We start from the raw sequence: 24,613 nt of genomic DNA, 5'->3' as shown, positions 1-24,613 counted from the left end.
TTTTTGCCCGAATTAAAGTTTTGTTTATATCCAGTTTATAATAGAGAGGTACTCTTCTGTTCAGAGACAGAGATAAGGAGTGGAGAAACCTATGGAATCTGGAATGAAAACCGATAAAAAGAAGCCGGGGAGCTGGAAGCCGTTTCTGCGAATGATCTGGGAGACGAAGCCTTCGAAATGGATGCTGGGCGTTGCGCTGGCCCTTAGCATCGTGTCCACCTTGGTTGGGCTGGTCGTTCCCCTATTTACGAAAAATGTAGTCGACAGCTTTACGCTAACAAGTATAAGCACGGGTCAGATTGTCATTCTAGGTGCAGCCTTTCTGGGGCAAGCGGCTGCTGCCGGTGTATCAATCTATCTGCTAAGCCGGATTGGACAGACGGTAGTCGCGAAGCTGCGGGACCGGCTGTGGAAGAAGCTGCTCACGCTGGCGATTCCTTATTATGACAAGCATCGTACAGGCGATACAATCAGCCGCGTCACTAATGATACTGCCATTGTCAAAGGACTTATTACGGAGCATATGACCGGATTTTTTAACGGCATTATTTCGATTATCGGTGCGATCGTTATTATGGTGCTGCTCGACTGGAAAATGACGCTGATCATGCTGCTGGCTGTGCCGCTCGTATTAGCTGTGATGCTGCCAATCGGACGTATGATTATGAAGCTCTCGAAGTCACTTCAGGATGAGACCGCAACCTTCACCTCTAATTTGAACCAGGCGTTGTCGGAAATCCGGCTCGTTAAAGCGTCCAATGCGGAGCCGCTGGAGTATGAACGAGGAAAAGGCTCCATTATGAAGCTGCTTCAAATGGGGATCCGGGAAGGCAAGCTGATGGCCTTTATATCGCCGCTTATCGGACTGGTTATGATGGGGATGCTGGTACTGATTATCGGTTACGGCGGTATGCGGGTATCTGCCGGAGAATTGACAGCCGGGGATCTCGTGGCGTTCATTCTCTATCTGATTCAAATTGTGATGCCGATCAACCAAATTTCTTCTTTCGTCACGCAAATGAATAAAGCGGTAGGGGCTACAGAGCGAATCATCGAGACGCTGGATTCTGAAGAGGAGCCTATCCATCACGGAGATCCGCTTGTAAATTCGCGGCAGCCGATTGCAATCGAGAAGGTGTCGTTTGCTTACGGTGATAATGATGCTGTATTGAACGATATTAATTTTACGCTGCAGCCGGGCAAAGTAACAGCGATCGTCGGCCCAAGCGGCGGCGGCAAGACTACGATGTTCTCGCTGCTGGAGCGATTTTACGAGCCGCAGCAGGGTGCCATTAAGATTGGCGGTAAAAGCATTTATGACCTGTCGCTTGATTCTTGGAGAAGCCATATCGGCTATGTATCGCAGGAGAGTCCATTAATTGCCGGTACGATTCGGGATAATCTGACCTACGGATCGAGCCGGGAAATCTCGGATGCGGAAATTTTTCATGCAGCCCGGATGGCATATGCCGATATCTTTATTGAAGAGCTGCCGGAGAAGTATGAGACCGAAGTTGGCGAACGGGGCATTAAGCTGTCAGGCGGCCAGCGCCAGCGGATTGCGATTGCCAGAGCGCTGCTGCGTGATCCCAGCATTCTGATGCTGGACGAAGCGACCTCAAGCCTAGACAGCAAATCCGAAGTTGTCGTTCAGCAGGCGCTTGACAATTTAATGGATGGACGCACAACGCTTGTTATTGCCCACCGTCTGTCGACAGTTGTGGATGCCGATCAGATTCTGTTTGTAGAAAAGGGCACCATTACAGGAAGAGGCACGCATGAGGAGCTGCTGCATTCCCATGAGCTGTATAGAGAATTCGCGAATCAGCAGCTGCGCATTCTGGAGCAGGTGTAACTGCTGGCAAAGGAGAGTGGAGAGCGATGGTCAGAATCGCGGTTGTAGACGACGATGATCATATTCGTCAGTTAGTGAAGCATTTTTTGCAGGCGGAGGGATTTGTTGTATCGGAAGCTGCTAACGGAGTAGAAGCGCTGGAGCTGCTGGAGTCGGTCAATGCGGATCTGATCATTATCGACGTGATGATGCCCGAGATGGACGGCTGGGAGCTGTGCAGGCAGCTCAGCGTCCATTACAGCGATATGCCAAGGCTGATGCTGACGGCCAAAGGGGAGACGTCCCAGAAGCTGAAAGGCTTTGATCTGGGAGCGGATGATTATTTGGTGAAGCCCTTCGAACCGCTGGAATTGATCGCCCGCGTCAAAGCTTTGCTTAAGCGTTACCGGATCGCCTCGTCACAGACCGTTCAGGCAGGTGCATTGACACTCAACCGCGCCTCCCATATGGTAACTGTGAATGGCGAGTCGTTCACGCTGCCCATGAAAGAGTTTGAGCTGCTGTTCAAGCTTGCGAGCTACTCCGGGCAATCGTTCTCCAGAGGCCAATTGATCGAATCGATCTGGGGCTATGACTTTGAAGGAAATGAACGGACGCTGGACGTGCACATTAACCGACTGCGCGAGCGATTCCAGGAATCGGAGCATGGCTTCCGTATCGTCACCATACGGGGGCTAGGCTACCGGCTGGAGGCGGCAGAATGAGGTGGAAGCGGCTAAGGGATAAACTAAGGGACAAACGCTGGTGGCAGGTCTTAAAAGCCGTTATGGCCGTGCTGACGATGTTTAGCGCTATCGTAGGCAGCTGGACCCTCGTCTATTTCGGCAGCCACTTTATATATGAATGGACGAATTGGCGGCCGTCGCAATATGTGGCGCAAATGATCAATTTGCTGCTGGGCCTCATTTTATTGTTCGGGCTGACCCAAATCATTGCGATTTTTGTCCGGTCCCGTCATGTGGAAATAAGCCAGTCGCTGACGGAGGCGATGCGAAGAATCGCCAAAGGTGATTTCAAGGTGAGGCTCGAGATCGGCAATCAGGATCGCGGACCGTTTCAAAACATTATGCGGGAAATCAATCATATGGCCGTCGAGCTGGATGAGATGGAGCAGATGCGGCAGGGTTTCATTTCCGATGTCTCGCATGAAATCCAATCGCCGCTTACCTCAATCAGCGGGTTTGCCCGCGCCTTGCAAAGCGGGACGCTGACGCAGGAGACACGGAATGACTATTTGCGCATCATCGAGAGCGAAAGCGACCGGCTGTCGAAGCTGAGCGACAATCTGTTGAAGCTGACTTCGCTGGAATCAGATAAGCATCCGTTCGAGCCGAAGCGTTACCGGCTGGACCGGCAATTAGGCACGCTTATTTTGGCTTGCGAGCCGCAATGGGGGCAGAAATCGATTGAAATGAATGTCGATCTGGACGAAACGTTCGTAACGGCAGATGAAGACTTGCTCAGCCAAGTCTGGATCAACTTGATCAGCAACAGCATAAAGTTCACGCCGGAGGGCGGAATCATTGACATCAGGCTCCGTCAGTCGGAAGGAGAGACTGCCGTATTCGAGATTCACGATACGGGCATCGGCATCCATTCGGATAATCTGGAGCTGATCTTCCAGCGCTTCTATAAGGCGGATAAGTCGCGGAACTATAAAGCAGGAGGAAGCGGGCTGGGACTGTCGCTTGTGAAGAAGATCGTCGATTTGCACAGCGGCGGCATCCAGGTCAAGAGCGAAGTCGGCAAGGGAACGGTGTTTATCGTGACGCTGCCGCCAGTCAAGATGCAAGGGAGCATATAAATGTTGGGTATAAAAGAAACCGCCGGTGCATTTCATTATGCAGCCAGGCGGTTTCTTTGTTTTTATTTGTAGTCGACGCCAGGCGAATATTTATTGCCGGCATTCCAAAGCAAATACTCTTTGACTCCGGAGTCTTCCAGCGCCTTGATCTGCGCCTCGACTTCCGTTTTTCCGTATTTCACATAATGGCCTTTGCCAAGCCAGCTTGCAGTGAAATCTTGAATCCAAGGCCGGATAATCGGCTTTTCCTTGCCGATGGGATCTAGTTTCTTATGCGTATCGACCATCGCACCCTTAATTGTTGCATAAGGGCTCTTGTCAGGGTCTGTTTGCTTGAACCAGCCCGTGCTGTAATGGCTCGGATAGATCATCGGCGAGATGACGTGAACGTCATTCGAGATTTTGACAAAATCCTGACCGATACCTTCAGCGGCTGGAACAGAGGCCGCATAGCCGAAAATATCGACCGATACACGTACGCCAAGCGGCTCGAGCTGCTCACGCGCATATTTGACGAACCCGGCCACGACATTTACGCGGCTGTCCTCGGATTTGTCGAATTGGAGAGACTCGGCTTTTTTCTCAAAGCCCTCCGGGAAGCGGACGTAATCGAACTGGATTTCCTTAAAGCCCAGCCGGGCGGCTTCCTTGGCAATATCGACATTGTATTTCCATACTTCCTCGCGGTACGGATTGACGAAGCTTTCGCCTCGCCCGTTTTTCCATATGGTGCCGTCGCTATGAAGGAAGCTTAGCTCCGGCTGCTTGCGCGCCAGTGCCGTATCCTTGAACACTACAATCCGGGCGATCGGATAAATGTGATGCTGCTTCAGCGAATCCATCAGGGCGCCGATGTCTTTAATATATTTTTGCGGTGTTCCTTTTTCCAGCAGCTCTGGCGTTTGCGTAGGATAAGTTATGTACCCGTTATCGTCTTTGATGTCAATAACCATCGTGTTTAAGTCCGTATCGTCGACCAGCTTGAGCAGAGATTCCATTCTGGCCCCTCCAGCGCTGTGGGCGGTGACATAAATGCCCTTGACGACGGGCGCATCCGGCTGAGGATCTTGTTTCTTGCCGCCGGCCGGCAGAACAGGCGTTACGTTTCCGGCAAAGGCGGTTTCGACGATAGTTTGTCCGGCTGCGGCGTTGAGCATGGAAGCTGCAACATGGCCCGCGGCGGCATTTTCTTCCCCGGTGCCTGTCATGAGACTATACATTAACATCATTGTAGAAAAAAAGATGTCCATTACGTTCTCTCCCCGCTAGCTATTCTTCCCAGATTATAAAGCAGAAACGTTCTTATGACACTTATTTTTTTAGAATGGCTCCATTTTTAAGCTGACCAATTGTTTCTAATTTTGCGATGTCCGTTGAGCCGGAACAAAAAAGCCCGCTGATAGGAATCAGCAGGCTCACTTTTATGCCAAATCGTAATTACCCGTACTGTCATTGAAGCCAAGCATCTCTTTGATGCTCGCAAATGCTGTGCTGCACGATCTCCATCGCATCCGCCGGCTCTAGAACAGCAAGTCCGTCCCTCAGCACGATGTTGATTGCCAGTTCGCGCTTTGTCAGGAAGGAACTGAGCTCGGGCGCAAGTTTTTCCACAATCTGCGACAATGTGACGGTTTCCATATCCACCTGAGCATCACCCTTTCATGATAGTTTAAGGGCAAATCATATGGCAAGAAACTTAAACGAACGGGATAACCACATTATAACAGCATCGCATATAAAAACATAGGGATATGTATATGAATCCATATCTGTCCATATGCGCTCCGCTCTAATGACCGCTATTCCTTCGGTTTGGAAAAATCTCCGACTACGCCTACGGTCTCCACGATGTTGACGAAAGCTTTCGGGTCGATTGAGACAATCGTCTTCCGCAACTCCTCTAACTCATAGCGTGTCCTGACGGTCATCAGCATATCCCGTTCGGTATCTGAATACGCGCCGCGTGTCTTAATGATCGTAATTCCTCTCGGATGGGCGAGGAGCCTGCGAATCAGCTCTTCGGTTTTGTTCGTAACGATGAACGCCGTCACCTTGATGTGGCGGACATGGATAATATCGACGAGTTTTCCTGCGGTATAGATGGCGAGAAGCGAGTATAGGGCTGAGTTCCAATCCTTGGTGAAAAGAACAAGAGCAGCAATAACAACGCCGTTGAGCGTAAAGATGATCATGCCGATCGGCAGGTCACGCCTCCGCGTTACGATGGAGGCGATAATGTCGAAGCCGCCGGAAGAGCCGCCGTAACGGAGTGTCATGCCGGTTCCGAAGCCTACCAGGATGCCGCCGAATACGGCGCCCAGCACGACATCGTCAGCGATGGGGGAGGCAGGGATAATCTGCATGAACATCGTGGAAATAATAACGGTGAGGAGACTCCATATTATAAATCTGCGCCCGACGACGAACCATCCCCATACCAGCACAGGGAGATTGAGCAGCAGATAAAGCCAGCCGATATTGCCTCCAGTAATGTAACCGATCATCATTGCAACGCCGGATAATCCGCCGCTTAGCAATTGATGGGGGATAAGGAATAGATTAAAGCCTGCGGCGATAAGCAGCGATCCAACAACCATCGCGAAAGCAGCGAAAATATTAATACGAATATTTTTTTTCACAGCAACCTACTCCTTGAAAATGGCTTATGCGGATGATTTTAAGCTGAAAACGGGCTTAAATGCCGCATGGCAAACATGACATCAATTTTCGGTTAGTATGGCTTTTTTCAGTTAACTGGTATTCGTATCGATATTTATGCTATAATGATTCAGATATTTTTAAGTAGGCTGCAGATAAAAAGGAGTATGAGAAAGTTTGAAAACATTTGCTGAATTTGGCCTGGAACCGAAAGTGTTGCAGGCAATTACAGAGCTTGGGTTTGAGGAATCCACTCCGATCCAAGACAAGTCCATTCCAATCGCAATGACAGGTAGCGATATGATCGGTCAAGCACAGACCGGTACAGGGAAAACAGCTGCATTCGGAATTCCGTTGATTAACAAAATTCCAACTAGCGAAGAACGAATCGTCGCATTAATTATGACGCCGACCCGTGAGCTCGCTATCCAAGTAGCTGAGGAAATCGGGAAGCTGACTCGATACAAAGGTCTTCGTTCCTTGCCAATTTATGGAGGTCAAGAAATCGGCCGCCAAATCCGCGCATTGAAAAAGAAACCGCAAATCATTATCGGAACGCCAGGACGTTTGCTGGATCATATCAACCGCAAAACGATCCGTCTTGAAGACGTAAGAACCGTCGTGCTTGATGAAGCGGACGAAATGCTGGATATGGGCTTCATGGAAGATATTCAATCCATTCTGAAGCTTGTACCGGAAGACCGCCAAACGATGCTGTTCTCGGCTACTATGCCTCCGAACATTCAAAAGCTGGCTCAGCAGTTCCTGAAAAACCCTGAGCATGTATCGGTTATTCCGAAGCAAGTAACGGCTCCGCTGATCGATCAAGGCTACATTGAAGTGCATGAGCGCCAGAAATTCGAAGCGCTTAGCCGTTTGCTCGACATGGAATCCCCAGAGCTGGCTATCATCTTCGGACGTACGAAGCGCCGGGTAGACGAACTGAGCGAAGGCTTGCAAAAACGCGGCTATTCCGCTGACGGCTTGCATGGCGACTTGTCGCAGAACCAGCGCGATAACGTCATGCGCAAATTCCGCGACGGCAGCATTGATGTTCTCGTGGCAACGGACGTTGCAGCACGCGGTCTCGACGTATCGGGCGTAACGCATGTTATCAACTTCGACTTGCCGCAAGATCCTGAAAGCTATGTTCACCGGATCGGCCGTACGGGCCGGGCAGGCAAAGAAGGTACTGCATGGTCGTTCGTAACGCCTCGCGAAACCGATCACCTGCACTTTATCGAGAAAGTAACGCGCCAGCGCATCAACCGCAAACCGCTTCCTAGCCTTGCGGAAGCGATTGAAGGCAAACAACGCGTTACTGCTGAGCGTATTCTGGAGACAGTCAGCAATGATGAGAGCTCGGAATACAAAGGCATTGCGATTCAATTGCTGGATCAATATGACTCCGTTCATCTGCTTGCAGCGGCAATTAAGCTGCTGACAGGCGAGAAGAAGGATGTTAACGTTGAACTGACACCTGAAGAGCCGCTTCGCGCGAAAAAACGCAAGCCGGACATTCGCTCGAACGGACGCCGTTATTCTGGCGGCAGCTCGTTCAACGGCGGCAGCGGCAATCGCGGCGGCAACGGTGGCGGGGGCTACCGTGGACGCGACGATCGTCGTTCCAGCGGCGGCGGCTATCGCGGCAACAGCAGCAATTCAGGCGGCTATGGCAACCGTGACAACGGCAACCGGAACCGCAGCAGTGAAGGACGCAGCGGCGAATCCCGCCGTCCGAAAAGCTCTTCCGAAGACTATGTAAATAACTGAGACAGGCCTTGCTCCAATAAACCAGGGAAGTCCGTTATGCCTTGCGGGCATCCCGACTTCTCTGGTTTTTCTTTTTAGGACGAGGAACTATGGCAGTCAGTCGTTAGAACTGTACGATCTTATAACGATGACCAGAAGTCTGAAATTTATAAAGATGACTCCCGTCGAAGTCCAAACGACCGCCGTAACCAACGTTGCTCATGCAGCAACCTCCTTTAATGAACGATGTACGGGTGATTACTCTATATCGTATGCCAGTGGGTCATAGCCGTTTAGACGATGGCCTGCCGTTCAAAAAGAATTAGAATCTACAATCGTGGAGGCAGATGGAATGGAACCAAGAGGCTTGATGGGCGGGTTTTACAAAATTTCCGAGTGGATTATGCGGCTGGCTGTAATTAATGTATTGTGGATTGCTTGCTCCATTCCTTTTGTGTTCTTCGCATGGGGCGGCTTGATGATGGGCCCGGCGAATGCAGATGATCAAGCCATTATGAACCAGTTGTACACAGCTTTGGTGTTTATGGGCATCGTAGCTCCGTTTACGCTGTTTCCCGCAACCGCTGCCATGTTCTCCGTTGCAAGGAAATGGGTGATGGGCGAGACGGATGTACCGCTTTTCAAAACATATTTCCGCAGCTACAAAGAAAACTATTTCCAAAGCATGATTGGCGGCATTGCGTATACGCTGCTGTTCGGCATTATGATCGTCGATTTTATCGTCTATCAGAAACAATTGAATTTGATGTCGTATATCTTTATCGCGCTGCTGCTGCTTCTTGTAGTGTCGCTGTTCAACTTCTTCTCCATGCTCGCCCATTATCATATGAAAACGTTTCAATTGCTTAAAAATGCCGTTTTGATTACGATTGGCAAACCGATTCGGTCGTTCTCCACGGCTATTATGGCTGGCGTCGTTCTTTACATGAGTACGCGCTTCACTTTCCTGATTCCATTCTTCATGGGCAGCATCATCGCTTATCTGTCGTTCTGGAACTTTCACTTGATCTATCAGAAGCTGCAGGAGCAGGCTGAGAAAGCAAAGCAATCGCAAGAGGAAGAAAACGAGTTTGTGGAGCTTGCAGACGAGGGGCAAAACCCGACCAATAAATAGCATGCTCAGAAAGTTTACAATTAGGGCCGTAACGTCTATAATAAGTAGTACATCCTGCGATGTTCGTTTCGGCTTTTCATTGTTTTGAACCAATGGCTGTTTTACGGGATTCCTAAATTGGAGCGCCGCTGATATGCCCTCGAAAGGGGACATCAAAATCGCTTCTGCGGAGACCCACCTGCGAGAGCGGGTTCAGAAACATGTAAGTCGGACGGCATAGGCGGGTTTTTTCTGCTTATTCAGGCGTTTATATATAGGGTGCTACATAGATGCTGGAAGGGGAGATTGTTGTTGTTGAAGCGGACCTTAATCGGGTTGCTGCGGAGTCATGAGCAGACCGGCGACAAAGCTAAAGATCCGCTGCTGAAGTCGCATTTCTACAAGCTTTCCAAGGATAAGGCTTGGGAGGAAGTTGTATCAACGTTGAAGAAGATGCAAGGCTATAAAGTTTTGCACGAGGTTCAGTCGGTCGGGGAGATCGTCGTTGAGAAAAAAACGGCATTCGGCAGAACGATGGATATTACGGTATCCGTAATTAGTGTCAATCCAGTTAATTCCGCTGTAGACGTCTATTCTGCGTCACGCGGCTCTATGGGAGATTTGGGCTCCAATTATCGCGTCATTCTTGATATTTTTCGTGTGCTGGACAAGAAGCTGGCTGCTTATAAAGTTAGTAGCGGCAGCAAATAAATAGATTAAAAAAGCGAGGAAGGGGTTTCCCTTCACTCGCTTTGTTTGTGCGTATAGCCGTTTTAGGCTATGTATGGCTTGTCGGTTTCGTTTAAACGAGCGCTTTTGCAGCATGAATTGCTGCTTCGTAATTTGGATGCTCCGTCATTTCGGGGAGATACTCTACGTAAGTGATCGTATCGTTAGCATCGATGACGAAGATGGAGCGCTGGTCCAGGCCAAGCTCTTGGATATATACGCCGTAAGCTTCGCCGAAGCTGCGGTGCTTGTAATCGGACAGCAGAGCTACTTTATCAACACCTGCTGCGCCGCACCAGCGGGATTGCGCGAACGGAAGGTCAACGCTAACCGTAAGAATGACAACATTGTCGCCGAGATTAGCAGCTTCTTCGTTGAAGCGACGAGTTTGAGCGTCGCATACACCAGTGTCGATGGATGGTACTACGCTTACGAGCTTTACTTTGCCGGCGAAGTCCTTCAAGGAAACCTCTTCAACCAATGATTTGTTCAGAACGAAATCAGGAGCTTTGTCCCCAGCTTTCAGTTCCGGACCGATTAATGTAATTGGGTTGCCTTTGAATGTGGCAGCACCAGTACGAGTTTGTGACATATAACAACATCCTCCTCATTTTTGAATGGTCGATACCAAATTTATTATAATCGTAATGAATCTGCATTGTCCAATAATTGAGAGGTGACAGACAACATGATCTTTATGCGCTATGAAAGCTTTCGAGGTTATTTGCGGATGTACCCGGTAACGGCATGCATCATTGCCCTGAATATCGTTTATTTTATTATCGTCGAATTAAGCGGAATTGCGACTGACGATTATAATTATCATTTGTATAAATACGGGTCCTTTTATACAGATACAAGCATCGACCCATTTGGTTTAAAAGAGCCCTGGCGGTACGTAACCTCGATGTTTATGCATTCAGGTTTTATGCATTTGCTGTTTAATATGTTTTCTCTTCTCGTATTTGCGCCACCTTTGGAGCACTTGTTACGTAAAGTAAGGTATGGCGTTTTTTATCTGCTTTGCGGCATACTAGCCAACGCATTTACTGCTTTAATGGCCGTGCTTCTTGGGGATAACGGTGTTCATGCAGTAGGCGCTTCAGGCGCTATTTACGGCGTTTACGGCGCGTTTCTGTATATTGCGCTGTTCCGTAAGGCTTGGCTCGATGAGGGCTCCAGGAAGACGGTATACACCATTCTGATCTTCGGCTTGATCTATTCGGTCATCACCCCGCAAATCAGCTTATGGGGACATGTCGGAGGCGGATTAGCCGGGTTCCTGCTGTACAGCAGCTTTGACCGGGCGATGGTGCGAAGAAAGAGGATAAGATAGCAGGCTAGAAAATGGAAGAGCTTAAGATAAGGAGAAGATATGGAACTTCGTCAGCTTTACTACTTCGTCAAAGTAGCCAAAAAAGAACATGTGACCCAAGCGGCTGAGGAGCTGCATGTGGCGCAGTCGGCGGTCAGCCGGCAAATTCACCAGCTGGAGGAGGAGCTTGGCGTTAAGCTGTTTCTCCAGAAGGGGCGGAATTTGCAGCTGACTCCGGTCGGCCAGCTCTTCCTGAAGCGGGCGGAGGTCATTCTGACCGATCTGGAGAGGGCGGTCGTTGAAATTCACGAATTTCTTGACCCGGAGAAGGGAGAGATCCGGCTGGGGTTTCCCCACAGCCTTGGCATCTCGCTTATTCCGCAGGTTGTTGCGGCATTCCGCAAGCTTCACCCGAATGTTAAATTTAGGTTCAAGCAAGGGATGTACCCGACTCTCATTCGCGATATGGTGAAAGGCGAGATTGATCTTGCCTTCATATCGCCCTTCCCGGATGAGCATGAGCATGTTTGCGGGGAAGTACTGCTGACGGAGGAGCTTTATGCCATTCTTCCTCCAAATCACCGGTTGGCGAAGGAAGAATCGATTGAGCTTAACCAGCTGAAGGACGACATCTTCGTTTTGTTCAGTGAAGGCTACTCCCTTCGTCCGATCGTATGGGAGGCATGCCAGGAGGCTGGATTTGTCCCTAAAATCGGTTTCGAAGGCGAGGAGACGGAGACGATAAGAGGACTCGTTGCGGCCGGCATGGGCGTAAGTCTGCTGCCTGAGATGGCGCTACATCATACCGGATTGCTGGAGCCGGCGAAAGTCCGCATCCGCAATCCGCTCGTTACCCGAAATATTGGCATTATCCATCGTTCCGGTGAGAAGCTTCCGCTTGTAGCAAAAGTATTCCACGGCTTCTTGGTTCGTTATTTTCATGATCTGCTGAAAAAACAGCAATAAAAAAAGGTATCCCCAAGCGGGATACCTTTTTTTATTGCTGCTTTTCGATTATTCGTCCCGGGAAGAAGTGAAGATCATAACGTACTTGATGAGCTCGAGCAGCGAGATTAATGCAGCTGCTACATAAGTTAAGGCGGCTGCGTTCAATACTTTAGCAACTCCGCGTTCTTCCTCATTGGCGATAAAGCCTTCAGCGACCATCAGGTCACGGGCACGGCTGCTGGCATTGAACTCGACTGGCAGCGTGATGAGCTGAAAGGCTACGGCTACGGAGAAGAAGATAATGCCAAGGCCAATCAAGCCGGTAAGGCTGAACAAGAAGCCGGCAATCAGCAGGAATGGCGCAGCGCCGGAAGCGATATTTACGATCGGGAAGATGCGGTGGCGAAGCACGAGCATCGGATAATGTTCTTTGTGCTGGATTGCATGTCCAACCTCGTGACAGGCAACAGACAATGCAGAGATCGAGTTTTCGTAATAGACTGGCTCCGACAGACGGACAACCCGGTTAATAGGGTCGTAGTGGTCAGTCAAGCGGCCGCGTACCGGTTCGATTGGGATATCATGCAGGCCATTGTTGTCGAGCATCCTTCTCGCGGCCTGATAGCCCGTTAGACCGCTCATAGCGGGAACCTCGGCCCATTTGTTGAAAGTACCCTTAACGCGGAACTGAGCCCATATAGAGACCGCAAAGGCGATTAGAATCAGAAAGTCCATAGGATGAAAAAATAACATGGTGTACCTCCATTCATAATATCTGGTTTTTAATACAGGTTCGCTTCTTCTACATAAAGTTCCCTTTATTGATCAGAAGCATAAGCGCTTCGATGCATGCGGCTGTCTGCGGCATCAGGCGCGTGTACAGCTTGTTCGCCTGCCTAGGCTTCATTTGCTTCAGTACAGGCTCAAGCTCCTTCACTTCCCGCTCCAGCTGGCTCAAATGCTGCTGCAAATCCATCAGCTTCTGAGAAACCTGCTCCTCTGCCGTGACATTGCCCCAAGCCTCTAAGTTTGCTTTGATCTCATCAAGCGTGTATTTTTCTTTCTTCAATTTTTCAATACGTTCCAGACGAAGCAAAGTTTCATCATTATAGAGGCGATAGTTTTTGGCCGATCTTTCGGACGGTTCGATTAGGCCCATGGACGTATAGAAATCAATTGTACGGGCACTAATATTCGCCAGTTTAGCGAGCTCTCCTATGCGGTACAGCTTAATAGCCTCCATGCAACCACCTTCCTTCCTTTTTCATTTCTTTAATATAAGTATGTATAGGATTCTTTTATATACAGGCACTTATATTTCGAAGCGGTAAGCTTCGCTGCTCAGAGGGGCGTTGGGGCGTATTGCCTATACTCTAATGATAATCGTAAAGCAACCATACAGTCAAACGTGTTACATTGCGATGTAATTTAGTGGAATAAATAAGCTTGTACCCAGGCCTATAGTAGGTCAAATAGATTCAATAGAAACAAAATGCGAAGAATAGGGGGTGAGGAGGAGTAAAAATGCTCCCGATTTGTGAAAAAACTTAACATTAAGGTCTTTTGGAGACACGAACGTTAGATTATTTTTGATAAAATGAATAAATTGTATTGTCAAACTGAGCACTTCTGACTATAATGACATTAAGTCTTTCCTAGAATGTAAGGAAACATAACACTAAGGGAGTGGTCGTCGTGGTCAAGAAGTTATTAGTAACATTAGGTGCACTCAGTTTGGTATTCCCGGCAATGGCATTTGCCGATGAACCATCCGTAAAATCATTGGATGTTGGAATCAACTCACTCTGGGTCATGATCGCATTCGTACTCGTCCTGCTTATGCAAGGCGGATTTATTCTTCTTGAAACGGGCTCCACCCGGATGAAAAACGCCGGACACGTTGCTGGCAAAACCATTTTCACTGCAGGTCTTGCGGCACTTATTTATTGGGCAATCGGATATGGCATTGCATTTGGCGGGGACGGCAACGGCTTTATCGGCTGGGGCGATTTCTTCTTCAATCCCGGTTATGCCGGTGATGGCGAAGGCGTACCGCAATCGGTATTCTTCCTGTTCCAACTGGCATTTGCTGCCGTGTCACTTTCCATCGCATGGGGCGGCTTCGCAGAACGCGCCAAATTGTCTTCCTACTTAATTTTTACGGTTATATTTATTGCTGTTATTTATCCGGTAGTCGCTCACTGGATCTGGGGCGGCGGCTGGCTTGCTGAAGACGGCGCGCAAGATTTCGCCGGCTCGACAGTCGTTCACTTATCAGGCGCTCTTGCCGCTTTCGCAGCAACGGTATTGCTCAAGCCGCGTATCGGCAAGTTCAATAAAGATGGTTCCGCGAATGAAATTTCGGGTCACAACCAAGTATTTACGGCATTGTCCGTATTGCTTCTGTGGGTTGGCTGGTTTGGATTTAACGCAGGCAGCACACTTGCTATCGGTGACGGATTCTTCGGTTATGTAGGCTTTACGACGATGCTCGGCGCAGGTGCCGGCGCATTCGCCGCTCTTCTAATCTCTTGGGCAGTACTAGGCAAAGCAGATATTACGACGACTTTGAACGGTACGCTTGCAGGTCTGGTAGCCATTACGGCATCTTGCGCATTCGTTGAGCCTTGGGCTGCTGTAGTTATCGGTTTGGTTGCCGGCGTACTGATCTTCTTCAGTGCTAAGTTTTTCGAAAAAATCAAAGTCGATGATCCAATCTTCGCTTTGTCTGTACACGGTGTTGCCGGTATCTGGGGTACACTCGCTAACGGCATCTTCGCTACTCAAGAACTGGCTGAAAAAGTGGGCGTTGGTCAAGGCGGCCTAATCGATACAGGAAGCTGGAAGCAATTGTGGGTGCAATTCGAATCCGTTGTCGTAGCTGGCGCATTCGTACTTGCAGCATCGTTCCTTGTATTGGGTGTTATGAAGCTGATCATGGGCTTCCGCGTAACAGAAGAGCAAGAAATTATCGGTCTTGACCTCAGTGAGCATGGCGCTTATGGTTATCCTGAGCAATTGAAAAAAGCAGGTCAAAACAATATTCAAGGTTAATCTATTAAACGACGGGCTGACTGAGAGGAGAGGACGAGGGAATGGCTGATCCGGTCCGAATGCAGCTGCTGAAGCAAATCGGCAATGCCGATCATGTGGAGATGCTGCGCGAACTGCGGGATCAAGTACACGAGCAGATGGAAGCTCTTCTCTGGGCGAGTCCAGTCGAACAATTTAATGAGCAATTAAACGAAGTGCATGACGCCTTTATCCGGCGCACCATCGTTATTGCAGAAGCGGAAATGGCACGGTCGGGGAAGGGTTCTCCCCCCGTGCCTTACGCATATTTATTGTTCGGCAGCGGAGGACGGAGGGAGCAGACATTGTCCAGTGATCAAGACAGCGGAATTGTCTATCAAGATCCAGTGTCAGATCCGGCGGCCACTCAGCATTATTTTCGGCAATTATCCGAATTGATCGTGAACATGCTTCAAACGAACGGCTACCCTCCATGCGAAGGCAATGTGCTTAGCAGCACTCCAGAGTGGTGCATGTCCTCCAGCGAATGGAAGCAGCAGTTGAACGGCTGGTTTCAAGAACCGGTATGGGAATCAGTCCGTCATTTGCTTATTATGGCAGACGGACGATCTATTCACGGCAGCACCCGGCTGCTTGACGAGCTAAAGGAGCATTTTTTCACCGATATGCTGAATCATCCGATTATCGTCAAACGGATGCTGGACAATACGATGAGACATAAAGTGCTGTTAGGCATTTTCGGCCATTTGCTCAAAGAGCAGTACGGGGAGGATGCGGGCAGTCTCGATATTAAATATGGCGCATATATACCGATGGTTAATGCGATCCGGCTGCTTGCCATTCAAGCGGGTATACGTGATACGTCAACTTTAATGCGCATTCGCAGGCTGGTAGAGCTGGAGGAATTGCATTCGCCAGAGGCGGCGGCGTATGAGCAGGCTTTCCGCCTTGTAATGAGGCTTCGTCTCATGACAACAGAGCATTACGAGAATGGGCTCTATGGCAATAATGGCAAGCTGCCCAGCAGGAAATTAACGAAGGAAATGACGGAAGAATTAAAGAGTGCCCTCCGGTTGGGGAAGAAGCTTCAGCGCAAAGTATACAAGCAAACGATGGGAAGGCTTACGTAAGGCGGTGGCAGATACTTATGAAGGAACCTAAAGGTGTCGGCAGAATGTGGAACTTATATAAAATGGGCGGATTTACGCCCGCAATCGCTTCGATGCTGGGTTCGCAAAATGCGCAGCAGATGGCGTTTATTCGTTCCGTCAACAGGGAGCAGCGCAAGCAGTCGATGCTGAACACACCGCTTATCGAGCTAGAAGTGGTCATATTCGATTTGGAGACGACAGGCTTCTACCCGTCGAATGGCGATGAGATTATTTCCTTTGGCGCTGTGGTCATGCGCGGAGTTGAAATTTGCGAGCAGGAATCCTTCTACAGCCTTGTCAATCCTAGAAGAAGAATTCCCCGGGCTATCGTTGAGCTGACCGGCATTACGAATGAAATGGCAGAAGACGCTCCTGATTTGATGCAAGTGCTGCATGATTTTATGGAGTTTATCGGCAAACGGCTGCTGATTGCCCATGCATCGGGCCACGATAAGCAATTTCTGAATGCGGCGCTTTGGCGCACGTCCAAGATCAATTTGAACCATCGGGTGCTCGATACGATGCTGGTAGCCAAGTGGCTTGATCCGAGAAGGGCATCCTATGCGCTGGATGATTTGCTTGAGGATGCCGGGATTCCGATTACCGAACGGCATCATGCTCTCCAGGACTCCGTTATGACGGCGCAGTTGTGGCAGCATTATTTACGCCGGATTTTGGAGCGGAACATTACAACTCTAGGCGATCTATATGCTTATCTTAGCAAACATTAAGGGATACGGCATAAACTGCCCGTTCATACGGATATATGGTTGTACGGCCGGAGCAGCGTTTTGAAGCGAAACGATCCAATAACAGAGACCGTCCCCGGCAAGCGGCAGTCCTATTTCATCTTCATGAGAAGGGCGCGCTTCCGATGTGGGATGAGAGTGGAAGAGGCCGGCAATGCGTTGCCGGTTTTTTTGCGTTTCGAAGAAGGCGTTCATCCAGGAGGAGGGCTCGAACAAAAAAGCCTGCTGCGGACGCTCGTGCGCATTAACGATTTCATGAACGCCAGTAATGATCTGCTTTTGCCCGCCGTAATCGGCTGTTAACAATAATCCGCAAGCTTCGTTCGGCAAGGAACGGCTGCAAATGGCAAGAAGATCGTCATGAGCTTCCCTTGTTATAGGTATAAAAGCATTCGTTTGAGCCATAGTGATAACATGCACCTCTCAGACGGCATTGGTTTTCACGGAATTGCCATGGGCGTTGCTTGAGCTTGCATGCCTGACATGGTAACATGTAGGCAATGAATGGACGGAAAGAAGGGACAGCATGAAACGCGCCTCGGCGTTATTTATTGTAGCATTTGTATTGGCAGGGCTGGCTATCTATCAATACATATCCAAGGACGGCTCCTCTACAGCTGCAGCTGTAGATTTCAAGCCGAAAGCAGGATCCGTAGCTGCCGAATTTCAACTGCCCGGACTCGATGAGAAGGATTATGGAGTAGGGGGCAAGCAGGATAAGCTGAGCTTCGTCAACTTCTGGGCCTCCTGGTGTGGTCCATGTGAGCTTGAGGCACCTGACCTGCAGGCGCTTCAAGAGAAATACGGCGACGAGATGAATTTGTATGGCGTGAATGCGACCAAGTTTGATAAAGAGCGGTCTGCCCGTGAGTTCGTGAAGGAGCATGAATTTACGTTTCCGATTCTAATGGACAGAGAAGGAGACGTGACGAAGCAGTATAAAGTCAACACATTCCCGACCACGTTCCTGATCGATTCGGAGGGCGTTATCCGGGAAAGAATCAATGGCGTCATTCCGATTGCGGAATGGGAGCGTCTCATCGCGAAATATAAATAAACGACAACGCCCGACGGAGCAATGGCTCCTGCCGGGCGTTGTTTATGTTATTAATGATTGACAAGTCCAATGCGCTCCAGGCTGTCAGCAGGAGCCGCCGAAGACTTCGGCATGCTGAGCAGGGCATAACGCAGGCTGTCAACGAGAGCTTCCCAGCTGGCTTCGATTACATTGCTCGATACGCCAACAGTGCTCCAAGTCGATTCTGAATTTGTCGATTCGATCAGCACGCGAACTTTAGCAGCCGTTGCATCCTTTTCGTCAAAGACGCGAACCTTATAGTCGGAGAGGTGGATTTCCTCCAGCTTTGGATAATAAGGAATCAGCGCTTTGCGGAGCGCATTGTCCAGCGCGTTAACCGGGCCGTTGCCTTCTGCGGCAGTATATACCGGATGCCCGTCAACATTGAGCTTGACGATCGCTTCAGACATCATATTGCCTTTGGAACTTTCAACGAGCATTTTGAACGAATCGACCTTGATCGTTTCCTTCGTCTCGCCAAATGCTTCCCGAAGCAACAGCTCCAGCGAAGCGTCAGCACCTTCGAACTGATAGCCCTTGTGCTCCAAGTCCTTGATATGATCCATAATTTCTTTCGTTTTCTCATTGTTGGCATTGATATCAAGGCCAAGCTCTTGAGCTTTGGAAATGATATTGCTCTGTCCCGCAAGCTCAGACACGAGAATACGCTGCTTGTTGCCGACGAGTTCCGGCTGAATATGCTCATACGTCTTGGAATCCTTCATAATAGCAGATACGTGAATACCGCCTTTATGCGCAAATGCTGCGTTGCCGACGTAGGCCTGACCTACCGGCATGCTCACATTGGCGATTTCACTCACATATCTCGCTGTTCCAGTCAATGCCTTGAGCTTGTCGTCGGATAGGCAATCGTAGTTCATTTTGAGCTGCAGGTTCGGAATGATCGAGCAGAGGTTGGCATTGCCACAACGCTCGCCGTAGCCGTTAATCGTGCCTTGCACTTGACGGGCTCCTGCTTGTACGGCTGCCAAAGTGTTGGCAACAGCCAGCTCACAGTCATTATGGGTGTGAATGCCGATTGGAGCGGAGAGCTCCTGGCGAACCCGGCTGACGATTTCATGAATTTCTCCCGGCAGCGTTCCGCCGTTCGTGTCGCACAGAACGAGCCAGTCAGCGCCTGCTTCTTGTGCTTTGCGCAGCACAGCCAGCGCATAGTCCGGATTGTTCTTGTAGCCGTCGAAGAAATGCTCGGAATCGAACATCGCTTCCATGCCTCTTTGCTTCAGGAACGCGATGGAGTCGTAGACCATCGCAAGATTTTCTTCCAGTGTCGTTTGCAGCGCAGTGTGGACATGAAAGTCCCATGACTTGCCGACAAGCGTTGCAGCCGGCACGCCAGATTCAGCGATACGCAGCAGGCTCGCATCTTGCTCAGCCAAGCTGAACTTCCGGCGGGTGCTGCCGAAAGCCGTAATTTTCGCTTGCAGATTTAAGCCTTTTACCCGTTGGAAAAACTCGATATCTTTGTTGTTGCTTCCTGGATTGCCGCCTTCAATATAATGAACGCCCAATGCGTCGAGTTTTTGCGCAATTTTCAATTTATCATCCGCTGACAGGCTGATCCCTTCGCCTTGTGTTCCGTCACGCAGCGTCGTGTCAAATATCGAAATGGATGTTGTCATTGCCGGGACGCCTCCTTCACTGATAGCCTTTACAAATCATAATGTATTATTATAACACTTGTTGCACGGAATGTAGAGAGGATGATGCAATTTATTTTCCTTTGCGAGCTTGTCTGCAAGGGCTGCTGCATTGACGCGAACAAGTGATCGGTTGTATGCTGGATATAACTAATTATGACAGTAAGTCGTTCCTCTGTTAACGGTGGTGGCATACAATGAATGTGGAACAAAATTATCCGGCAAAGGGACGGGTCATTCTCCATTTGGATATGAATGCGTTCTATTGCTCTGTCCATGAGGCGGAGAATCCGGAGCTATATAAAGGAAAAGCGACGGCGGTAGCCGGCAGCGTCGAGCTCCGAAAGGGCATTATCGTTACCTGTTCTTATGCAGCCAGAGCTAAGGGTGTAAAAACCGGAATGACGGTGAGGCAAGCGACCAAGCTTTGTCCAGCTCTTATTATTATTCAGCCGGATTTCTATTTATATCGGAAATATTCCCGGGGCTTCATGGCAATTGCGCGGGAATATACGCCGCTTGTTGAACCGATCTCGATCGACGAATGCTATATGGACATTACCGGCTCCAAAATTTTCGGAACACCGCTGGAAATTGCAGAGACGATCCAGAAGCGTATTCAAAAGGAATGGGGTCTGCCCTGTTCCATTGGCGTGGCTCCCAATAAGCTCCTTGCCAAGATGGCGTCCGACATGTTCAAGCCGAACGGCATGACGGTGCTTCGCATACGCGATGTGCCTGGCTTGCTGTGGGAGAAGCCAAGCGACACGCTGTTTGGCATCGGCAAGAAGACGGCGGAGAAGCTGAAGCGGCTTCATATTCATACGATCGGGCAATTGGCGGCTGCAGACGAGCATATGCTGTCGAAGCAATTCGGCGTTATGGGCTCATGGATGAAGGCTGCTGCACACGGCATCGACCATTCCGAGGTCAATCCAGATCGCGGCAGCAATAAATCGATCGGCCATACGACCACACTGCCTCATGACGTGACGGAGCGGGCTGATGTACACCGGATTATGCTCAATTTGGCGGATCAGACGGGCCGAAGGCTGCGCCGGCAAAAGCTGATGGCAGCTACTGTACAGATTACAATCCGCAAACCGGATATGTCGACGATTACACGCTCCAGCACGCTGCGCTCGCCCACTAACACAGCCGATGATATTTATCGGGAAGCCTGCCGGTTATTCGATGAGCACTGGCGCAGCAAAGAACCGGTAAGGCTTCTGGGCATTACGCTGCAAAACTTGTCTCCGCAAGCCGAAACGGCCGTGCAGCTTGATTTATTCGACTATGAACAGCAGCCGCGCAAAGAGGCGCTCACCAAAGCGATGGACCTCTTGCGCGATAAATTTGGCGAGGATGCGGTGCTGACGGCAGGCATGCTGGGAGACGATCCTTCCGCTCTGATCCGCAACAAACGGCTCCGCGGAACCTCCCTGCAGCGAGACGAAGGAGATCCCGTAAATTAACGGTCATTGTTGCCAACAAGCGATAGTTGTTATATATTGATGAGTGAAGGTTTACACTATTCATAAGCAAGCGGAAGACAAGCATATATATGTACTGTATCCGTTTATCATTGCTCGGGAGGGAACTATACGATGGCTAAGTTTACATGGGTAGAGAAAGATACCTGTATCGCGTGCGGCGCTTGCGGCGCAACTGCGCCTGATATTTATGATTATGACGATGAAGGCATTGCGGAAGTTATTTACAATAATGACGGCAATACCGGCAACACAGCAATTCCTGAGGATCTGTTCGATGATCTTCAAGATGCTTGCGACGGATGCCCTACGGATTCCATTAAAATCGCGGACGAACCGTTTAATATGTAATTATTGTATCGGAAAAGCTTCTCGTATAACCGGCAACAGCCGGCTGCGGGAAGCTTTTTTTTGCCGATAAGGATCAAAAGTTCCGCCTGCCTGCCGATATATAAAGATATACTCGGTTTGGAGGGATAGGCGTGGAGACGACAGACGATACACTATATATGAAGCAATATGTCAACCAGCATCCCGATAACAAGATGGCATGGTACTTGCTGGGGAAGCAATATATGCTGCGCGGAATGGATGCAAAAGCGAATTACTGCTTTCTGCAATCCGGTGAAATTTACGATGCGTATGAGAGAAAACGGCATCCGCTGGCGGAGCAGCCGCAAGAGATGCTGCAGCACTGGAATAAACGCCAGCAGCGAAAAAGGCTGGTGCGCCGGGTTGCAGGACTGGCCGCTGTATTTTTGCTGTTCGTCCTCTTGATGCCATCCAACACAGAACGGGTGGAGACGGTAACGGATGATGCAATTGCGATGCAGCCGGTTGCGCCTCCTATTGGAGTTGTGCTCGTTAAGCTGGGGGATCGCGGTCCAATCGGAAGCGCATGGAACGGTATCTTGGCATGGCCGGAGCAGCCCAAGCTGGCTTTGGCCGTCAGATTAGAGGAAGAGGACGGCTGGCGCAAATGGACGGGAACGAAGCGGATTCTGATGTCCGTCAACCGGGAAGAGGGAAGCTCCGCGATGAATGTCCGGATGCATGACTCGGCTGCATGCAACTGCCAGCCTGCTGATTCATCGGTCGCCAAGAAAGAGCTGGACAACTGGGCAGAGGAGCAGGAGCTTCGCTGGACGCTGGCAAGCGCGATTTATCAATATAACCGGATGTATGGCGGCTGGCCGCAGAAGCTGGAGCAGCTGACACGCTCATATCCGTATAATGTCTTATCTGGAGACACGCCGGAGATGCGGGTGATGTTCAGCGCAGTACTGGCAGCGGTGAAGGCAGATCGGGAAGAGAAGGATTCCGGCAAAGGCCAAGTTGATGGGAAGGGACAAGAGCAGACAGCGATGTTCGTGCCCGGAACGGAAGCGGTGCATAAGCAGTGGAGGCAGCCGCTGCAGATTGTCGTAGACAAAGCAACGCATAGACTGGCGGTTGTGAGCGGCGATATTATCGTACGCAGCTACCCCGTCGGGTTAGGCGGTGATGAGACGCCGGAAGGCTCTTTCTACATTAGCGAGAAGGTGCGGAATCCGAATGGCAAGAAGGATGGCCCGTTTGGCAGCCGGGGCATGACACTGTCGAATACGCTGTACGCGATTCATGGCACAGATGAACCGGACAGCATTGGGCTGGACAAATCGCTTGGCTGCATCAGAATGGGGAAAGCCGATGTGGAGGAGCTGTTTGACCTGGTGCCGCTGGGAACGGCTGTCACAATAAAAAACGGGACTCTGCCGTCTAAAGCTGCGGCGCCTGCAGAACGTTTCAAGCTGGAGCCGCAGGCCAATGAAAGCAATCCCGCTAAAGTGTATCGATGGTTGAATTGATTAATTGCTGACAATAAGAAGGACGGCTACAGCGATCACGACGACGCCAATGATGGAGCCGATCCAGACTAGCGCCTTTTTGTTAACCTCTTCTTTAGGTTTGGTTTTCAGAGACGGAGGCATTCTTTTTGCAGAGCTCATCGACATTCAACCTTTCTATTAATAAAGTAGAAACATTACACCTACATTGTAATCGTTTTCGCGGATATCCGCAATGATGGAAGCTTGTCAACATAGCTGACAAGCTCTTTTCTTTTTCATCCAAAAAAGATAAACTGTTCGTTAGGACATACAATTGGGAACGGATGTGAATGCAATTGCTTTATTCTTCATTACTTAAACCTGTACTTTTCCGGATGGACCCGGAGAAAGCCCATCACCTGATCATTGACGGCTGTCATACAGCCGGGAAAATTCCCGGTGTGAATGGCCTCATGAATGCGATGTATGGCGTGAGCGAGGCTCCTGAGCTGGAGGTTAACCTCTTTGGCTTGCGCTTCCCGCATCCGGTTGGCCTTGCAGCGGGACTGGATAAAAACGCGAAGGCGATCGATACGTTTTCCAGCATTGGCTTCGGATTCGCTGAAGTCGGCACCGTCACGCCAAAGGGCCAGCCTGGCAACGAGCTGCCGAGACTGTTCCGGCTTCCGACTGACGAGGCGCTGATTAACCGGATGGGCTTCAACAATGACGGAGCGGAGGCGATGGCCCGTCAATTGGCGCGCCGCACCATTCACCGTGTGCCGGTCGCGGTCAATATCGGGAAAAACAAAGCGACGGCCAATGAACTTGCGCACGAAGATTACCGCGCCTGCATAAAAGTGTTATATCCGCATGGCGACTTTTTTGTCGTCAACATCAGCTCGCCGAACACGCCTGATCTTCGGGCGCTGCAGCATGGCGACGAGCTGCGTACGCTGCTGTCCGAGGTGCTGGAGGAAATGAAGCTTCAGGCAGCCAAGACGGGAGCACAGCCGAAGCCGGTGCTTGTGAAAATTGCGCCGGATATGACGGACGAGCAGCTTGAGCTGACGGTAGCGACCATTAAGGAAAGCGGCGTGGCCGGCATTATCGCAACTAATACGACGTTATCCCGCGAAGGCTTGACTCATGCCAATGCCGGCGAAATGGGCGGTATGAGCGGCTTGCCGCTTAAAGAGCGTTCGACGGAAGTGATACGAACCGTATATAAGCTGACGGAGGGCAAGCTTCCGATCATCGGCTCCGGCGGTATTTTTACAGCGGAGGACGCATACGATAAAATTCGCGCAGGGGCGTCGCTCGTCGAAATTTATACTTCATTTATATATAAAGGACCGGATGTATTGCGTGAATTGACGAATGGTCTGAAGGAAAAATTGCGAAAGGACGGCTACCGCAGCATAACGGAAGCAGTAGGCGCAGATCATCGATAGGAACAGGAGGC

General features: G+C 50.0%; 25 protein-coding genes and 1 other RNA gene. 17 read left to right on the top strand and 9 right to left on the bottom strand.

Features of this window, described 5'->3' with window-relative positions; all coding sequences use genetic code 11:
• Nucleotides 1–91 precede the first annotated feature (91 nt).
• Genes ACFVVF_RS07735 through ACFVVF_RS07725 form a run of 3 tightly spaced genes read left to right on the top strand, consistent with a single transcriptional unit; the run spans nt 92 to nt 3,659 of the window.
• A complete protein-coding gene (locus ACFVVF_RS07735; RefSeq protein WP_387806880.1) occupies nt 92–1,855 on the top strand; it encodes an ABC transporter ATP-binding protein in 1,764 nt (587 codons plus the stop codon).
• A gap of 26 nt (nt 1,856–1,881) precedes the next feature.
• Nucleotides 1,882–2,559 carry a response regulator transcription factor gene (locus tag ACFVVF_RS07730; RefSeq protein ID WP_387806878.1) on the top strand — a complete coding sequence of 226 codons (678 nt, stop codon included), beginning with the start codon at nt 1,882–1,884 and terminating at the stop codon, nt 2,557–2,559.
• Nucleotides 2,556–3,659, top strand: coding sequence for a sensor histidine kinase (locus ACFVVF_RS07725; RefSeq protein ID WP_387806876.1), 1,104 nt, complete (start codon nt 2,556–2,558; stop codon nt 3,657–3,659). The genes ACFVVF_RS07730 and ACFVVF_RS07725 overlap by 4 nt, the downstream gene beginning before the upstream one ends.
• A 62-nt stretch (nt 3,660–3,721) precedes the next feature.
• On the opposite strand, the gene ACFVVF_RS07720 is transcribed toward ACFVVF_RS07725, so the two are convergent.
• From ACFVVF_RS07720 to ACFVVF_RS07710, 3 genes are all read right to left on the bottom strand, one after another.
• Nucleotides 3,722–4,909 (bottom strand): putative glycoside hydrolase, encoded by a 1,188-nt coding sequence (locus ACFVVF_RS07720; protein ID WP_387806875.1) that lies wholly within the window; start codon nt 4,907–4,909, stop codon nt 3,722–3,724.
• Nucleotides 4,910–5,108: 199 nt separating this feature from the next.
• Nucleotides 5,109–5,297, bottom strand: coding sequence for a hypothetical protein (locus ACFVVF_RS07715; protein ID WP_081735189.1), 189 nt, complete (start codon nt 5,295–5,297; stop codon nt 5,109–5,111).
• Nucleotides 5,298–5,458: 161 nt separating this feature from the next.
• Complete coding sequence (locus ACFVVF_RS07710; protein WP_387808902.1) at nt 5,459–6,256, bottom strand: YitT family protein; 798 nt, start codon at nt 6,254–6,256, stop codon at nt 5,459–5,461.
• Nucleotides 6,257–6,494: 238 nt separating this feature from the next.
• Between ACFVVF_RS07710 and cshA the strand changes: the two genes are divergently transcribed.
• From cshA to ACFVVF_RS07690, 4 genes are all read left to right on the top strand, one after another.
• A complete protein-coding gene (gene cshA, locus ACFVVF_RS07705) occupies nt 6,495–8,090 on the top strand; it encodes a degradosome RNA helicase CshA (protein ID WP_387806873.1) in 1,596 nt (531 codons plus the stop codon).
• 331 nt (nt 8,091–8,421) lie between these two features.
• Nucleotides 8,422–9,204, top strand: a complete 783-nt coding sequence (locus tag ACFVVF_RS07700) for a YesL family protein (protein WP_387806871.1) — start codon at nt 8,422–8,424, stop codon at nt 9,202–9,204.
• A 48-nt stretch (nt 9,205–9,252) separates the two neighbouring features.
• A non-coding RNA gene (gene ssrS / locus ACFVVF_RS07695) (6S RNA) lies at nt 9,253–9,435 on the top strand.
• 60 nt (nt 9,436–9,495) lie between these two features.
• Complete coding sequence (locus tag ACFVVF_RS07690; RefSeq protein ID WP_387806869.1) at nt 9,496–9,894, top strand: DUF1499 domain-containing protein; 399 nt, start codon at nt 9,496–9,498, stop codon at nt 9,892–9,894.
• A gap of 91 nt (nt 9,895–9,985) precedes the next feature.
• Here the strand turns inward: ACFVVF_RS07690 and tpx are convergent, their stop codons facing one another.
• Nucleotides 9,986–10,504: a thiol peroxidase gene (gene tpx / locus ACFVVF_RS07685; RefSeq protein WP_387806867.1), complete on the bottom strand. Its 519-nt coding sequence runs from the start codon at nt 10,502–10,504 to the stop codon at nt 9,986–9,988.
• A gap of 96 nt (nt 10,505–10,600) precedes the next feature.
• On the opposite strand from tpx, the gene ACFVVF_RS07680 reads away from it, so the two are divergent.
• Nucleotides 10,601–11,248, top strand: a complete 648-nt coding sequence (locus ACFVVF_RS07680; protein ID WP_387806866.1) for a rhomboid family intramembrane serine protease — start codon at nt 10,601–10,603, stop codon at nt 11,246–11,248.
• A 39-nt stretch (nt 11,249–11,287) separates the two neighbouring features.
• Complete coding sequence (gene gltC, locus ACFVVF_RS07675) at nt 11,288–12,193, top strand: glutamate biosynthesis transcriptional regulator GltC (protein ID WP_387806864.1); 906 nt, start codon at nt 11,288–11,290, stop codon at nt 12,191–12,193.
• 48 nt (nt 12,194–12,241) lie between these two features.
• On the opposite strand, the gene ACFVVF_RS07670 is transcribed toward gltC, so the two are convergent.
• Together ACFVVF_RS07670 and ACFVVF_RS07665 are read right to left on the bottom strand one after the other, a co-directional pair.
• On the bottom strand, nt 12,242–12,928 hold the full coding sequence (locus ACFVVF_RS07670; RefSeq protein WP_387806862.1) for a zinc metallopeptidase: 687 nt from the start codon (nt 12,926–12,928) through the stop codon (nt 12,242–12,244).
• A 49-nt stretch (nt 12,929–12,977) separates the two neighbouring features.
• Nucleotides 12,978–13,418 carry a MerR family transcriptional regulator gene (locus ACFVVF_RS07665; protein WP_387806860.1) on the bottom strand — a complete coding sequence of 147 codons (441 nt, stop codon included), beginning with the start codon at nt 13,416–13,418 and terminating at the stop codon, nt 12,978–12,980.
• 452 nt (nt 13,419–13,870) lie between these two features.
• Between ACFVVF_RS07665 and ACFVVF_RS07660 the strand changes: the two genes are divergently transcribed.
• Genes ACFVVF_RS07660 through ACFVVF_RS07650 form a run of 3 tightly spaced genes read left to right on the top strand, consistent with a single transcriptional unit; the run spans nt 13,871 to nt 17,090 of the window.
• Nucleotides 13,871–15,229, top strand: a complete 1,359-nt coding sequence (locus ACFVVF_RS07660) for an ammonium transporter (RefSeq protein ID WP_387806858.1) — start codon at nt 13,871–13,873, stop codon at nt 15,227–15,229.
• A 41-nt stretch (nt 15,230–15,270) separates the two neighbouring features.
• On the top strand, nt 15,271–16,338 hold the full coding sequence (locus tag ACFVVF_RS07655; protein ID WP_387806857.1) for a DUF294 nucleotidyltransferase-like domain-containing protein: 1,068 nt from the start codon (nt 15,271–15,273) through the stop codon (nt 16,336–16,338).
• 17 nt (nt 16,339–16,355) lie between these two features.
• Nucleotides 16,356–17,090 (top strand): 3'-5' exonuclease, encoded by a 735-nt coding sequence (locus ACFVVF_RS07650; protein WP_387806855.1) that lies wholly within the window; start codon nt 16,356–16,358, stop codon nt 17,088–17,090.
• Here ACFVVF_RS07650 and ACFVVF_RS07645 read toward each other — a convergent pair.
• On the bottom strand, nt 17,064–17,513 hold the full coding sequence (locus tag ACFVVF_RS07645) for a M67 family metallopeptidase (protein ID WP_387806853.1): 450 nt from the start codon (nt 17,511–17,513) through the stop codon (nt 17,064–17,066). The genes ACFVVF_RS07650 and ACFVVF_RS07645 overlap by 27 nt on opposite strands.
• 121 nt (nt 17,514–17,634) lie before the next feature.
• On the opposite strand from ACFVVF_RS07645, the gene ACFVVF_RS07640 reads away from it, so the two are divergent.
• Nucleotides 17,635–18,165, top strand: a complete 531-nt coding sequence (locus ACFVVF_RS07640; protein WP_387806851.1) for a TlpA family protein disulfide reductase — start codon at nt 17,635–17,637, stop codon at nt 18,163–18,165.
• A gap of 50 nt (nt 18,166–18,215) precedes the next feature.
• Here the strand turns inward: ACFVVF_RS07640 and cimA are convergent, their stop codons facing one another.
• Nucleotides 18,216–19,829 (bottom strand): citramalate synthase, encoded by a 1,614-nt coding sequence (gene cimA, locus ACFVVF_RS07635; protein ID WP_387806850.1) that lies wholly within the window; start codon nt 19,827–19,829, stop codon nt 18,216–18,218.
• A 215-nt stretch (nt 19,830–20,044) separates the two neighbouring features.
• Between cimA and ACFVVF_RS07630 the strand changes: the two genes are divergently transcribed.
• The 3 genes from ACFVVF_RS07630 to ACFVVF_RS07620 all read left to right on the top strand — a co-directional run bounded on the left by ACFVVF_RS07630 (nt 20,045) and on the right by ACFVVF_RS07620 (nt 23,187).
• Nucleotides 20,045–21,322, top strand: a complete 1,278-nt coding sequence (locus tag ACFVVF_RS07630) for a DNA polymerase IV (protein ID WP_387806848.1) — start codon at nt 20,045–20,047, stop codon at nt 21,320–21,322.
• A 132-nt stretch (nt 21,323–21,454) separates the two neighbouring features.
• Nucleotides 21,455–21,691 carry a ferredoxin gene (locus ACFVVF_RS07625; RefSeq protein ID WP_042162825.1) on the top strand — a complete coding sequence of 79 codons (237 nt, stop codon included), beginning with the start codon at nt 21,455–21,457 and terminating at the stop codon, nt 21,689–21,691.
• A 131-nt stretch (nt 21,692–21,822) separates the two neighbouring features.
• A complete protein-coding gene (locus ACFVVF_RS07620; protein WP_387806846.1) occupies nt 21,823–23,187 on the top strand; it encodes a L,D-transpeptidase in 1,365 nt (454 codons plus the stop codon).
• Here the strand turns inward: ACFVVF_RS07620 and ACFVVF_RS07615 are convergent, their stop codons facing one another.
• Nucleotides 23,188–23,328: a hypothetical protein gene (locus ACFVVF_RS07615; RefSeq protein ID WP_387806845.1), complete on the bottom strand. Its 141-nt coding sequence runs from the start codon at nt 23,326–23,328 to the stop codon at nt 23,188–23,190.
• 176 nt (nt 23,329–23,504) lie between these two features.
• Between ACFVVF_RS07615 and ACFVVF_RS07610 the strand changes: the two genes are divergently transcribed.
• A complete protein-coding gene (locus ACFVVF_RS07610) occupies nt 23,505–24,602 on the top strand; it encodes a quinone-dependent dihydroorotate dehydrogenase (RefSeq protein WP_387808900.1) in 1,098 nt (365 codons plus the stop codon).
• The last annotated feature ends 11 nt before the right edge of the window (nt 24,603–24,613 follow it).

Source organism: Paenibacillus sp. NPDC058174 (assembly GCF_042883865.1).
Classification (GTDB): domain Bacteria; phylum Bacillota; class Bacilli; order Paenibacillales; family Paenibacillaceae; genus Pristimantibacillus.
The sequence above is the reverse complement of the archived record's forward strand: the minus strand, read 5'-3'. Positions and strand labels throughout refer to the sequence as shown.